Below are 14942 nucleotides of genomic sequence, written 5' to 3' on the forward strand. Positions count from 1 at the left end.
GCCATCATTAATCGTCATGATGGCCTTTTTATTTTAAATAAATTCAATCACTTAATGTCAATCATAAAATCACCGTTTCACTGATAAATTTTGCGAGTTTTTCAAATCGTTTCTTCAAAGGTGAGCCTGGTCGATACACCAAGACGATTTGTCGGCTAGGTGTTGGATTAACTGCTTTGACATAACTCACCCCATCCTTCGATTTCTCTTTTGGTACGGACAGTTGTGGTAATAAAGTAATTCCCCCACCCGCCGCAACCATATTACGTAACGTTTCTAAACTGGTAGCTTTAAATCTTTCGTCATCTTTAGCCCCTGCGGCAAAGCAAAAACCTAAAGCCTGATCTCTTAAACAATGTCCATCTCCCAAAGATAAAACCGTCTTACCATTTAGATCATCCATATCAAGTTGATCCAATTGCGCCCATTCATGTGCCAATGGAACAGCCAGAACAAGTGGCTCATTAAATAAATCTAACTCAATAAAGGGTTCCGTTTCTGCTACTGAGGCTAAAATAATGCAGTCAAGCCGACCTTCTTCAAGTTGACGAATCAACTGATTCGTTTGAGCTTCATGTAAAAAAAGCTCTAAATTAGGAAAAGCTTTTTTGAGTGGCTGAATAATCATAGGCAATAAATAAGGCCCAATAGTGGGAATAAAACCAATATGTAATGGCCCACTCATATCCTTGCCCTGCAAACTAGCCATTTCAGTAAATGTTTTGACCTCCCCTAAAATGCGTTTGGCTTGTGCGACCAATTGCAAACCAGAGTCGGTAAATAACACTCGACGACTACTACGCTCCAGTAAAGATGTGCCTAATTCATCTTCCAACTTACGAATTTGCCCACTGAGAGTTGGCTGGCTAACAAAGCAAGCTTCTGCTGCTTTTCTAAAATGCTTATGCTCAGCCAAAGCAACGAGATATTCAAAATCACGAATATTCACAAGAAAACTCCATAGTTAAAAACTATCAATACCATAACATCAAATGATTGAGGCTATAAGATCATTTTACCCTCATCGTGCGACTAAAATATTTAGACACAAAAAACCCCACTATCCAGGAAAGATGCGGGGTTATCTTAAAGAAAGATTCACTCTCACAAAGTAAGAATGATCAAGTTAAGAAAAAGCAGTGTATTAGTAAGACGCTCTAATTAAGAGAAAGTTCCAAGCTTTCAACGTCTTCATTTAACTTTATTTGCTGCAGTGGTAATAAAGAACAGTGCAGTCGCCATATCAACCCCGCTAGCGCCATTTCACCATTACGAGCCAATTGTTCCGCTAAGACCTGAATACGCTCTAATGCATCCGTTAACACACCTTCATCTTGCTGATAATGGAAGTGCCAATTGTGCGATTGGAAATAAGCTTGACGAATACATATATTGTTGAAAACTGCCGTTAAGTTATGCGTCACTTCAGCTAAGACCGATTGGCTTTCTTGTGTGGACAATCGACGTAGATGATCCACAATACTGTGGCAGTTTAAAATAACTATACCTAAGCGTAATAAACCAATTCTCGTGTCTCTATCTTGGCTTTGACTTAATCGGTTAATTCCATCAAACACTAAGCTTTCAAACTCTCTGCCATCAATTTTCGTTCTCTCGTTTAATTGATAAATCATCGACATACGTAAAAACTTTGCCACTCGTAATCCTTTACGACGATCCGAGCTTGGTTTAATAATACCAAAAGCAAAAATCGGTAAGATCGACCCCACCAGCATGCCAATACCTGAGTTTAAATACGTCTGGAAATCATAACTTGGTGGGTTTGTGATCATCATAAAAGACCCCAGCATGACAACCATCAATGCCCAAAAGGCCCCCTGACGAGGATACTGTAAACGCAATAAATGGGCCGTAATAAGGAAAACAAAGAGGATAACGGCAAACTGTAAAAACTCTGAAACTTGAACCATAAGGCCAAATTTCAGAAAAAAGCAGCACACAAATAAAACAATTAAAGCAGTAGTCTGTGCAAGTATCGCAGGCTTTGCAACTGGGTAAGTCGAAAATAATACACAGCCGACACCTGCAAGCATCGCCGCTCCGTACCCCATGTCCCAATGGCTCTCAATCCAGAAAGCACTCACCAACATTAAGCACAAAAAAGTTCTAGTCGCATTCAATAGAGCTTCTATACTGTCGGTATGCCTACGCACACGTGAACGCTTTGGTGTTACTCCTAACTGCATAACGTTCGTAGCGGATCCACTCTCTAGACCTTGTAGAATTTTCTCAGTACGCAAAAACACTTTACAGAACTCACGTAACCTTAGCCAAAATGCATGATATTTATAATCATGATCATCTTGAGGCTTAATTTTGGCTAGAATTTTTGCAAGTTGATACTGGTTAATATTCGAGGAAGCTAAAAAAACTTGTAGTTCAGCCATTGTGTCTTTCAGATCTTTTGGCGCTTCTGGCCAGTTTAATAGCATACGACGCAAACTCGACATCGAACTTGTAATGCTCAGCTGTTGCTGTAAAACGTGGTGAAGATAAGGGTCTTGATCTCGTAATTGTTTATGTGCCCAAAAGGCTTGAATTCGTAGCAAATTCATCGACAAAATTTGATTGATCATTGAATGATGGGACCGGCCAATATGCTCTTGATCCTGCTCTTCATCTTGTAACAGTAACTTAAAATGCTCAAGTAAGCGGTTTTGTGTATTACGTAACGTGGAAAGCAATGTTTCTCCATCCGATGTGCTAGGCAAAATCATCATCATGACACCTGCACAAATAATTCCTAAAACCACCTCACAAACTCTGGCTTGTGCGACACTAAAAAGAGAATGGATGTCCGTGGTATTAACCATACCATAAGAGATAATTGCCGCGGTATAGCCACTAAGAGCGAAGGCGTAAGCAACATTATTTTCAAAATGACTGGCAACATAAGTACAAATTGATAACCACATAGCCATATAAAAAACAAACAGCCATGGTTCATTAATGGAATAGCCCACAATTAAAATTGAGGCAAAGGCCCCAATAAAGCTACCAGCAATACGGCCAAGACTTTTACTGATCACCCCCCCAAATGTTGGAAAGCCAACCACGGCCGCCGAAGTCATCGCCCAATAAGGCTTATCCAGCTCAAGAATAAATCCAAGATACAAAGCGAGAATAATAGCAATCGAATTTCTCAAAGCATAGCGCCATTGAGGTGCCGTAGCCTTTCCCCAAGGCGTTTGACGTATGTCTAACCAGTCAAAGCTCATACTCAATTACTCTGAATAAACAGAAATAGTACAAGTGGTCCCTGCAATCAACCGTAAGTCGTCCGGTAAATTGGTTAATTTGATTCTGACAGGAATACGTTGTGCTAAGCGAACCCAAGGAACATTAGGTTGGATATTAGACAGTAATTCTGAAGAGGTTCCCTCACTTTGATCAACAATGCCTCGACCAATACTCTCCACCACACCAGAGAGCTTTTGTTGGTTAGAATAAAGCGTAATGTCGGCCTTATAGCCTTCCTGAATATGCTTTAATTTGGTTTCTTCAAAGTAGCCTTGTACATAAAAAGAGTTTGCATCAATGAGCCCAATCATTGCCACACCAAGCAATGCATAACGCCCTTCTCTTGCTTTTAGGTGGCTAATATAGCCATCTACCGGTGCATACACTCTCGTCTGGGATAACTTCCAATTGGCTTTTTCTAACGCAGCTTGTGCGGACTTTAATTGTGCTTGAGCCGAATTGGTCGCAATACGAGCTTCATCTAATTCTTCTTTTGAGATCACGTTCGATCTCATGTTACGGCGACGCTGATATTCATTATTCGCTTTTTCTAAGCTCGCTTCTGCCGTGGCTAAACTGGCTTTAGCTTCTTCTATTTCAATCTTAAAAGGCACTGGATCAATTTCCATTAACAAATCGCCTTTTTTAACAAACTGATTATCGTCAACTGGTAAATTGACGACGACACCATTCACATTAGAAGCAATGTCCACCACATCTGCACGAATTTTACCATCGCGCGTCCAAGGCGATTGCATATAATAGTTCCACATCCACCAAGCCGCACAAATAGCAACCGCAAACACAATTAACGTTGAGAAATATTTTAATGTTTTCAATTTAGTACCCAATCAATAATAGTAATGCGACAAAAACGGATAGAATAAATAGTGATAAATTCATTAAAGTCGGATGCCAAATCTCACCTGAATACATCCAACTACGCAGCATTCGGTTGACTCCAGCCCAAATGAATAAACCCAATAAAAAGGCCTTAAACATGGGAGGGAAATAGATGGAAGCCCCAACAACCAAATCAGAAAGCGGTAATCCAACCTGAAAAAAATCAATATTCACATAATGCACCTTAGGAAAATCTGATTAAATAAATAGTAACTCATATTTCACTTGGAAAATAACAAGCAGATACAGAGTCCATGTATGATTTTAGCGTATCAGTGATTTGATGCCAGAAGAGAAAGTATGGCGGATTAAACCCAAGTGACTTCAAGATGCAGAATTCAGAGCTATCATTCAAACCTTTAGGTAAGGAAGATTGACGAAAAAATGTAAGCACCTTTCAAATCAATCTGACGCAACATAAAGGTTTGAATAAAAAGCAAGCGTATACCCATCAAAAACGGACAAAATTATACGCTGTCCACTAGAAGATGCTTAGCTTTTTTCCTTATAAAGGAAATGGTTTTATAAGCAAAAGCGCACTTAACAGTGCGCTTTTTTACAATCATATAAGCCAATGCTACTTTTTTACTAGGCCATATTCACCTGTATAATAACTTGTTCATTTAAATTGATTTCCAATGCCACTTCATCACACGCATATTGGCGTGGGCATTGATCACAATCTTTCAGCACCTTCTCTGGTAACAAAGTCTTCGATGTCGGAATGAAATCTTGCTTCATAAAGAATTCAGGGACTCTCGTCAGAACAAACACTTTATTAATCGCCATTTGGCGGGCTTTATCCACCAAATACTTAATAATTGCCGCCCCTTGTCCTTGCCCTTGCCAACCAGCTTCAATTCCTAATGAGCGAATTTCAGCTAAACCTGAATCATACACATACAAAGAGGCACATCCCGTCACTTCTCCATGATGTTCTGAGACCGCAAACGAACCAATATCTCGAATCAATTCATTACGATTTCGGGGTAAATTTTCCCCTAAACTTGCCCAATAGGCCACCATACCTTCAAGTGAATCAATATCTGTTAGACGAGCAGCTCGAACGGTTACTCCTGAATTATCACGTTCATCCAAACGCTTTTGCGCTTGATTCACCGCATACTTCACTTGTTTTGGTGAAACGCCACCTAAGGCTGAACGTTTTTCTAAGCACGATTCAATGGTTAAAATGGCATATACATCGGATTCAATCACAGGTGAAAATGCTTTTAATTCTTCTAACGACAATTCTTCTAATGCACAAGATTTAGCAATCGCGCCAACCACAGCAACGCCAACAATATGGTGTGCTTCACGGAAAGGAATACCTTTTGCAACGAGATAATCGGCCAATTCAGTCGAGTTAGCATAACCTTGTTTTGCTGCTTCTAGTGTACGTTCACCATTAACCTTAATACCCTCGAAACACAACGCCGCCATTTCCATGCAGTCGTTCCAAGTGTCTAATGCATCAAATAGGCCTTCTTTGTCTTCTTGCATATCTTTGTTGTAAGCAAGCGGTAGCGCTTTCACTGTCATCATCATCGCAGCCAATGAACCATACACTCGGCCCGTTTTACCGCGAATCAACTCTAACGCATCAGGGTTTTTCTTTTGTGGCATTAAAGAAGAACCTGACGTCACGGTATCGGCCAATTCAATAAAACCGGATTCGCCTGAGTTGTAGAAGATCATATCTTCTGCCAAGCGAGAAAGATGCAACATTGAGATAGAAGCAATCGACATTAGCTCCATCACATGATCTCGATCAGACACCGAATCTAAGCTATTACGCGTTGCGCGTTGAAAACCTAGATTATGCGCCAATTGCTCACGATCCATCGGATAAGCCGTGCCGGCTAATGCCCCTGAACCTAATGGGCAAGTATCCAAACGTTTAATCGCATCAGAAAGGCGAGAATAATCACGCTCTAGCATTTCAACATAAGCCAAACACCAGTGAGCAAATGTCACCGGTTGAGCGCGTTGTAAATGAGTATAACCTGGCAGGACTGTCGCTTGGTGTTCACGTGCAACCGATACCATTTTGGATTGTAGACGATCCAACGCCATCAATAATTGGTGCCCTTGCTGACGACACCATAATTTTAAGTCTGTCGCCACTTGGTCGTTACGAGAACGACCGGTGTGTAATTTTTTCCCCAAATCACCCACACGGTTAATCAATTGAGTTTCTACCCAACTGTGAATATCTTCCGCATCCGATTGCAAAATTTGCTCCGGATCTTCCATTACTGCGAGTTTTAATTCATTTAAGGCTAATTCTAACTTTTGTTGTTCTTCTTCGGTTAATACACCAACTGACAACAAAGATTTAGACCAAGCAATTGAACCTACAATGTCTTGTTCAGCCAATCGGTAATCAAATCGCAGTGAGTCATTAAACTGCTTAAACCGAGTGTCTGCTGCTTGGGTAAATCTTCCGCCCCATAATGCCATTGATGCTTCTCCTGCTTAGTCCATTGCTTCAGTTTTTAATTATTATTCGTCACTCTAGAGCACGTGCTTCGCTTCCAGAATGACGATTTAAATGCGTTTATTTACTTTTTTTTGCTTCATTTAACGCACGAATACGGCTTGCTAATGAATAAAGACGAATGAAACCGCCAGCATGACTTTGATCATAAACCGTGTCATCACCAAAGGTAGCAAACTCTTCTGAATACAAGCTGTTGTCAGAACGCTTTTGCGTTACGGTCGCTTGGCCTTTATACAATTTAATCACCACTTCGCCGTTCACATCTTGTGCTAACTCTTCAGTTGCTGCAAGCAGTGATTTGCATAGTGGTGTAAACCAACGGCCGTCGTAAACAAGGTGCGATGCTTTCACGCCGAGCTCTTCACGAAATTCAAATGAAGCTTTATCGAGAACTAGTTGCTCAACCGCACGAAGCGCTTCCATCATGATGGTGCCTCCTGGTGTTTCATAACACCCACGAGATTTCATGCCCACTAAACGGTTTTCAACGATATCAATACGACCAACACCGTGCTTAATGCCTTTTTCATTCAAGTAAACTAACGATTGATAAGGTGATAATTCGTTACCATCTACCGCAACCACTGCACCTTTTTCTACTTTTACAGAAACGTATTCCGCTTCATTTGGCGCTTGCTCAGGATCAACCGTCCACGCCCAGCAATCATCATTCGGTGCATTCCATGTATCTTCTAATACACCACCTTCCGTTGAGATATGCCATGCATTTGCATCACGTGAATAAATCTTGGTTAAAGAAGCCGTACAAGGAATATTACGCTCTGCTAAGTAATCTAAACACTCTTCACGGCTCACAAGATCCCATTCACGCCAAGGAGCAATCACATGCAAATCTGGGGCAAGCGCAGCAAAGGCACCTTCAAAACGAACTTGGTCGTTTCCTTTACCCGTACAACCATGACATAGCGCATCTGCGCCTACTTTACGTGCAACTTCAACTTGCGCTTTGGCTATGATTGGACGAGCCATTGAGGTACCAAGAAGATATTTACCTTCATAAAGCGCACCGGTTTTTAGAGTTGGATAAATATAATCAGCGACCATTTCTTCTTTCAGGTCTGCGATATAACACTCAGACGCACCAGAGGCGATGGCTTTTTCTTCAATACCCACTAATTCCTCTTCGCCTTGACCGACATCGGCTACAAAAGCGACCACTTCACAGTCGTAGTTTTCTTTAAGCCATGGAATGATCACAGATGTATCTAATCCACCAGAATAAGCAACAACAACTTTGTTAATGCTTGCTTTATCGACACTTAATTTCGCCATGTTACTTCTCCAAAAGTTTATAATTTCCGTCCCTGAAATGGCTTTATTATCACGCTCTATTTCATGGATAATATATTTTACTCTTCACCCTACCCCATTTATCTGTCGTATAGAGCTTTCAGTTGCGACACCAAGCCTACACGCCAATTAAATTGAATTAAGGTAAGAAGCGGGTTCCTATACTGTTACCAGCAAATAATTCGGTTAATTTCTCTGGGTTTTTCCAGCCCGCCACTTCAATCGCGCGGCCTAGCTCGATCGCGGCATCCAATGCGGCCTGCACTTTAACAATCATGCCATCGGTAATGACCTGCTGTTCAATCAAACGGTCAGCTTCAGCTTGATCAAGTTCGGCTATCAACTGTTTATTACCATCTAATACACCACTCACATCTGATAACAAAGCAAGCTCAGCATCAATAGCAGTTGCCACCGCAACCGCTGCTTGATCAGCATTCACGTTCATTAGTTGACCTTGAGGGGTAATACCAATGGAACTAATAATCGGCAATGCGCCTGTTTTTAAAATGGCATTCAGTACCGCACCATTACCGGATTTCGCCTCACCAACCGCACCAAGATCGTCAGATAGCTGGGTTATTTGGCATAGACCACCATCTGCAAGGCTAAGTCCTACGGCATTTAATCCAAGCTTAATCGCTTGACCTTGCAGCAGTTTATTCGCCGTTCCCGCTAATGCGCCAGCAATATAGTTGATATGTTCAAACGGGGTCACACGTAAACCGTTTTTCTTTACGGTTTCCAGTTGCAGCTTGTCCATTAACTCATCCACTAAGTACCCGCCACCATGAACAATCACTATTTCACGCTGAGCTTGTTGTTGATAAGTTTCAATGGCTTTAAAAAGTAACGCCAGCGTATCCATATCGGATAATACTGCACCACCTAATTTGATCACTAACGGATTTAAATTCATTCAACAACCCTACACTAACGAAGTAAGAACTGGAAAACCGTAACGAATATTCAAGCATTGCATTGCTTGGCTTGATGCGCCCTTCAAAAGGTTATCAATTACTGAGACAACAATAATATGTTGACCTTGAACTTGCCATCCGATATCACAAAAAGGCGTATTTTCAACATTTTGCAAACGTGGAATTGTGTCTAAAATACGCACAGCTGGTTTACCTTGATAGGCTTGTTCAAAAGCTTGTTGAATGTGTTGCTCATCAACACCATCAGCAAGTTTCATGGTGATGGTGGCTAAAATTCCACGTTTGAAATTCCCTAAGTGCGGTGTGAAAATTACATCGCAACCTAAATGAGAGGCAATTTCTGGTTGATGACGATGAGTAAAGATCCCATAAGGCTGCAAGCTGACTTCACAAAAACTGTTGGTCATCGTCGCTTTGCGACCCGCACCTGTCACACCACTTGTCGCATTAATAACAGGCCATTGATTGACATCAACAAGGTTTGCCTCAATCAAAGGCTTAATTGCAAGCTGGGAAGCGGTTGGGTAACACCCCGGAACCGCAATCAATTGAGCCGTTTTAATTTGTTCGGCGTTCCACTCTGCTAAACCGTATACCGCTTGTTCAAGCCACTGAGAATAGGTGTGTTTAAAGCCGTAATATTGAGGATAAAAATCGTCCGCTTGCACACGATAAGCACCAGAAAGGTCAAATACAGCACAACCATTCTCTAAAAAAACCGGAGCTAAATCATGGCTGACTTCATGAGCCGTGGCCAGAAATACCACATCACAGTCCTTTGCCACCTCTTTAGGAGAAACAAGTGCTTGAATCGATTGGTCAATCAAGCCTAATAATTTCCCATGCAGTTGAGAGATAGGCTTACCCGCATCGACACTATTTTCTGAAACATACAGCCCGGATAAAGTGAGCTCGGGATGCTTTTCAACCATCAACGCTAATTCTGCGCCAGTATAACCACTTGCTCCGATAATCACTGTTTTCAACATACTCACCTATCCGTTTGTTTGAGTCGCTTATTTATGTGTAAATTGCGTTTTTCTGCTATCTTATTTTGACTATATACACTAATTTTTTGTCAATATTTGATTTTTTATTCACAAATAATGATTTAATATGTGTTTTATCGTTTTATTGCGTTATTGTCAATAGAAAGCATCGTAAAGACATATAAACTGGAGCACTTATGACAACCCCAAATTTTTTAGAAGTCTATCGTGGCCTAATTTCAACCTCTTCAATTAGCTCCACCGATCCCAAATGGGATGAAGGCAATACCAACGTTATTGCTAAACTAGCGCAATGGCTTAAAGATCTCGATTTTACGGTGGAAATCGTCGAGGTTGCTCAAGGAAAACACAATTTAATTGCAAAAAAAGGGCAAGGTGAAGGTGGTTTACTTTTATCGGGTCACTCCGATACCGTTCCTTTTGATGAGGGTCGTTGGAATTTTAATCCCCACGAATTGACCGAATCCAATAATCGCTTTTACGGTTTAGGGACAGCCGATATGAAGGGTTTCTTTGCGTTTATCATAGAAGCCGTGAAAAAAATCGACTGGTCACAACAAACCAAACCTTTGTATATTTTGGCCACTTGCGATGAAGAAACTACCATGCTTGGCGCTCGGCACTTTACGGAATCATGCTTAAACGATGATGCACCTTATAAACCCGATTATTGCATTATTGGTGAGCCGACAAGCTTAAAGCCTATTCGAGGTCACAAAGGCCATGTCGCCAATGCCGTTCGGGTGACAGGTCAATCAGGGCATTCCTCCAACCCAGCTCTTGGCGTCAATGCAATTGAAATCATGCATGAAGTACTATTTGCGTTAATGCAACTTCGAAATCAATTAATCAAAGAATATCACCACCCAGGATTTGACATTCCGACTCCAACACTCAACCTTGGCTATATCCATGGCGGCGACAGTGCTAACCGTATCTGTGGTTGTTGTGAGCTTCATTACGATGTCCGTCCTCTTCCCGGAATCAGCCTAGATGGTCTAGACAATATGTTGCGTGCCGCATTGAAAGAAGTACAAGCTAAATGGCCAGGTCGCATCGATATTCAGCCACTTCATGAAGCAATCCCAGGTTACGAATGCCAACATGATCATCCATTTATTGCCGGGGTTGAAAAAATCTGTGAAACCCCATCTGAAACGGTCAATTACTGTACTGAAGCTCCCTTTTTACAAGAAATATGTCCAACATTAGTCTTGGGGCCAGGTTCTATCGATCAAGCTCACCAACCCGATGAATTCTTAGCATTCGAATTTATCGACCCCACCATCAACATTCTATCTAAAGCAATACGTCAATATTGTTTCCATTAAGAAAAAATGAATTATGCCGCATCAATCATGATAAAGACGGATTGATGTGGCAAAGCATGGTATAAATAAACACAGTTTCACGCTGCAAGGATGACGTACTCGATTGCTGATGCACATCAAAAATATCAGTATTATTTCATCTTAATCGCTCAAAAATTTGACTCAGTGCAAATATTTTCGCTAGATTGTGGTGTTAAAAAATTAAATGGATGTAATAAAATTACAAGGTGAAACGACGATGAATGAAAAATATGCCGCTTTAAAGAGCAATGTTCGCATGCTCGGTGAATTACTCGGCTCAACCATTCAAGAAGCACATGGTGATGCTATTCTTGAAAAAGTCGAAACCATTCGTAAGCTTTCCAAATCTGCTCGCGCAGGTAATCAGGAAGATCGTGAAGGCTTAATCGAAGAAATAAAAAATCTCCCAAATGAACAGCTCACGCCGGTCGCTCACGCTTTTAGTCAGTTCTTAAACTTGACCAATATTGCGGAGCAATACCACACTATCTCACGTCATTGTGAAGAACACGTCTGTGAGCCAGACGCCATCAATAGTTTATTTGGCAAGCTTGCTCAAAACAATATTAGTAAAACAGAGACTGCTCAAGCCATCAAAGAGTTAAATATTGAGCTCGTATTAACAGCGCATCCTACCGAGATTGCCCGCCGTACGATGATCAATAAACTGGTCAAAATCAATAAATGTTTGTCTCAACTTGAACACAATGACCTTTCTGCTCGTGAGCGCCTAAAAACCGAACGTCGCCTTGAAGGATTAATTGCACAATCTTGGCATTCTGATGTCATTCGTCAACAACGACCAACGCCACTTGATGAAGCTAAATGGGGCTTTGCCGTTGTCGAAAATTCCCTTTGGGCTGCCGTGCCTGAATTCTTACGTGAATTTGATGACCGCCTGAAAGGCCACATTGGAGAAGGCTTACCAATTGATGCACGTCCCGTTCATTTTTCATCTTGGATGGGCGGTGACCGCGATGGTAATCCAAATGTCACCCACCCTATCACCAATGAAGCACTACTGCTGTCTCGTTGGAAAGCTGCCGATTTGTATTTAGCAGATATTCAAGAGTTGATTTCTGAATTATCGATGACGGCTTGTAATGATACTGTTCGTGATCTTTCTGGCGATCAACATGAACCTTATCGCGCCATCCTAAAACGCTTGCGTACATTACTGTCAAATACTTGCGTAGTACTCGAAGCTAAAATTAATAATGAAGAAGTACCTAACTTCCCAATTTTAGAACGTGTTGAACAATTGTGGGAGCCGCTTCTAGCCTGCTATCAATCACTTCGTGAATGCGGCATGAGCATTATTGCTGAAGGCTCTTTATTAGATACATTACGTCGAGTTAAAGCATTTGGCATCCACCTTGTGCGATTAGATATTCGTCAAGAAAGTACCCGCCATTCCGATGTCATTACCGAAATGACGCGCTTCCTAGAAATTGGCGAATACGACCAATGGACAGAAGAAGAGAAAATTGAATTCTTAATTAAAGAACTCAGCTCAAAAGGCCCATTACTTCCTCGAAACTGGCAGCCTTCTGCTGAAGTACAAGAAGTATTAGATACATGTCGCGTAATGGCTAAACATCCGCGTGAAGCCTTTGGTTCTTATGTGATTTCAATGGCTCGTACCGCATCTGATGTGTTAGCGGTACACTTGATTTTACAAGAGTCAGGGTGCAAGTTCCGTATGGATGTTTGCCCATTATTTGAAACATTAGACGACTTGAACAACTCTGAAGCCGTCATGAAACAACTGTTTTCACTCGATTGGTACCGTAACTTCATCAACAACCACCAAATGGTCATGATTGGTTATTCCGATTCAGCCAAAGATGCGGGCGTTATGGCGGCAGGTTGGGCTCAGTACGATGCGATGGATAAACTAGTGAAAGTATCCGATGCAGAAGGTATTGAACTTACCTTATTCCATGGACGTGGTGGTACGGTTGGTCGTGGTGGCGCGCCTGCCCATGCGGCATTACTGTCTCAACCACCTCGCAGTTTAAAAGGTGGATTACGTGTGACAGAGCAAGGTGAAATGATCCGCTTTAAACTTGGCTTACCTGATGTCGCAGTTAACAGCTTTAATTTATACGCAAGCGCGATATTAGAAGCAAATTTACTGCCACCTCCGGAGCCTAAGAAAGAATGGCGCGATCTCATGAAGACTATTTCGGATGTCTCGTGTGATGCTTACCGTGCCGTTGTTCGTGGCGAACCTGATTTCGTCCCTTACTTCCGCGCCGCCACACCTGAATTAGAATTAGGTAAGCTGCCTCTTGGTTCTCGCCCATCCAAGCGTAATCCAAATGGTGGTGTCGAAAGCTTACGCGCGATTCCTTGGATTTTCTCTTGGAGCCAAAACCGTCTGGTACTACCAGCATGGTTGGGAGCCGGTGAAGCAATTCAACATGCGGTCGAGCAAGGCCATCAACCTATGCTTGAAGAAATGTGCCGTGAATGGCCTTTCTTTTCTACCCGACTAGGCATGTTAGAAATGGTTTACTCTAAATGTAATATCGATATTTCTCGCTATTACGACCAACGATTAACCGATGAGTCTTTATGGCCACTAGGGGAGCGTCTACGTACGCAATTGCAAAAAGATATTGTTACCGTTCTAAATGTTGAAAATAACGAAAACTTGATGCAAAGCGACCCGTGGGGTTTAGAGTCTATTCGCTTACGTAATATCTATGTAGAGCCACTAAATATGCTGCAAGCCGAATTGCTGTACCGTACTCGTAAAACAGCTAATCCTTCTCCTGAATTAGAAGAAGCCCTAATGTTAACGATTGCAGGGATTGCCGCAGGCATGCGTAACACGGGTTAATAATATCGTGATACCATTCCATTCTATAAAAGCCGCACTCTGTGCGGCTTTTTTATTCACAAAAGAAATGCATCCACACAATATCATTGATTAAATGAGCTTATATCATTGAAAAGGCATGCGTGAGATCTTCTTTTTTAATACTGACCTTGTCATCAGTACATAATCTTCGCTATTTAGGCTATGTTACTCGCCACTCTCGCACTTTTTGTTTTCTGTCGATAGTACTTTATTGTTTAATTGGAAGAGTTTATGTCGTTACCGCACGTTATTTTAACCGTTCTTAGTCGCCATGAAGCGACAGGCTATGATATTACCAAAGCCTTTTCACAAAATATTGGGCATTTTTGGAAAGCCAGCCACCAGCAGGTATACCGAGAATTAAATAAAATGTCACAGTTAGAATGGGTCACGAGTGAATTGATCGAACAAGAAGGCAAGCCTGATAAGAAAATTTACACTATTACCGAACTTGGTAGAAAAGCATTAACCGCTTGGTTTGAACAACCCACGCCTTATACACCAACTCGTGATGAGTTTTCAGCCAAATTAATGGCATGTTCAGTTCAATCTTCGGATCTTCTTATTGAGCAAATTAATGAATTAATTCCACAAGCCGAACACATGATCCAACAATTTCAGCTACTCGAAAAACAATTTTATGCTTACCCAGAAAAGCTCAATATTGCCGCAAGAATAGAACGTTTGATTTTAAGACGAAACATTTTAGAAAGGAAAATGTGGGTAGAATGGGCGGTAGAAGTCAAAGAACAACTCACCTTGCAAGACACTCTTATTTAACTTGTTCTGCGG

General features: G+C 41.5%; 11 protein-coding genes. 3 read left to right on the forward strand and 8 right to left on the reverse strand.

Annotated features, from left to right (window positions below; translation table 11 throughout):
- Positions 1 to 61: 61 nt before the first annotated feature.
- The 8 genes from oxyR to argC form a co-directional block, all read right to left on the reverse strand.
- Positions 62 to 949: a DNA-binding transcriptional regulator OxyR gene (gene oxyR, locus VCASEI_RS11980; protein WP_089110417.1), complete on the reverse strand. Its 888-nt coding sequence runs from the start codon at positions 947 to 949 to the stop codon at positions 62 to 64.
- A 208-nt stretch (positions 950 to 1157) separates the two neighbouring features.
- On the reverse strand, positions 1158 to 3239 hold the full coding sequence (locus VCASEI_RS11985; RefSeq protein WP_089110416.1) for an FUSC family protein: 2082 nt from the start codon (positions 3237 to 3239) through the stop codon (positions 1158 to 1160).
- 6 nt (positions 3240 to 3245) lie between these two features.
- Positions 3246 to 4100: an efflux RND transporter periplasmic adaptor subunit gene (locus VCASEI_RS11990; protein WP_226983329.1), complete on the reverse strand. Its 855-nt coding sequence runs from the start codon at positions 4098 to 4100 to the stop codon at positions 3246 to 3248.
- A gap of 1 nt (position 4101) precedes the next feature.
- Positions 4102 to 4338: a DUF1656 domain-containing protein gene (locus tag VCASEI_RS11995; protein ID WP_086960403.1), complete on the reverse strand. Its 237-nt coding sequence runs from the start codon at positions 4336 to 4338 to the stop codon at positions 4102 to 4104.
- Positions 4339 to 4752: 414 nt separating this feature from the next.
- Positions 4753 to 6627 (reverse strand): argininosuccinate lyase, encoded by a 1875-nt coding sequence (gene argH / locus VCASEI_RS12000; protein ID WP_089110415.1) that lies wholly within the window; start codon positions 6625 to 6627, stop codon positions 4753 to 4755.
- Between the two features lie 97 nt (positions 6628 to 6724).
- On the reverse strand, positions 6725 to 7960 hold the full coding sequence (locus VCASEI_RS12005) for an argininosuccinate synthase (protein ID WP_086960405.1): 1236 nt from the start codon (positions 7958 to 7960) through the stop codon (positions 6725 to 6727).
- Positions 7961 to 8117: 157 nt separating this feature from the next.
- On the reverse strand, positions 8118 to 8897 hold the full coding sequence (gene argB, locus VCASEI_RS12010; RefSeq protein ID WP_086960406.1) for an acetylglutamate kinase: 780 nt from the start codon (positions 8895 to 8897) through the stop codon (positions 8118 to 8120).
- Between the two features lie 9 nt (positions 8898 to 8906).
- The gene (gene argC, locus VCASEI_RS12015) at positions 8907 to 9908 is read right to left on the reverse strand and encodes an N-acetyl-gamma-glutamyl-phosphate reductase (protein WP_086960407.1); all 1002 of its coding nucleotides are present in this window, start codon (positions 9906 to 9908) and stop codon (positions 8907 to 8909) included.
- 197 nt (positions 9909 to 10105) lie between these two features.
- Here argC and argE point away from each other — a divergent pair, with 197 nt between their 5' ends.
- The 3 genes from argE to VCASEI_RS12030 all read left to right on the forward strand — a co-directional run bounded on the left by argE (position 10106) and on the right by VCASEI_RS12030 (position 14930).
- Positions 10106 to 11260, forward strand: a complete 1155-nt coding sequence (gene argE, locus VCASEI_RS12020; RefSeq protein ID WP_086960408.1) for an acetylornithine deacetylase — start codon at positions 10106 to 10108, stop codon at positions 11258 to 11260.
- 238 nt (positions 11261 to 11498) lie between these two features.
- A complete protein-coding gene (gene ppc, locus VCASEI_RS12025) occupies positions 11499 to 14129 on the forward strand; it encodes a phosphoenolpyruvate carboxylase (RefSeq protein WP_089110414.1) in 2631 nt (876 codons plus the stop codon).
- A 252-nt stretch (positions 14130 to 14381) separates the two neighbouring features.
- Positions 14382 to 14930 carry a PadR family transcriptional regulator gene (locus VCASEI_RS12030; RefSeq protein WP_086960410.1) on the forward strand — a complete coding sequence of 183 codons (549 nt, stop codon included), beginning with the start codon at positions 14382 to 14384 and terminating at the stop codon, positions 14928 to 14930.
- Positions 14931 to 14942 lie beyond the last annotated feature (12 nt).

It is taken from the genome of Vibrio casei, assembly GCF_002218025.2.
Classification (GTDB): Bacteria; Pseudomonadota; Gammaproteobacteria; order Enterobacterales; family Vibrionaceae; genus Vibrio; species Vibrio casei.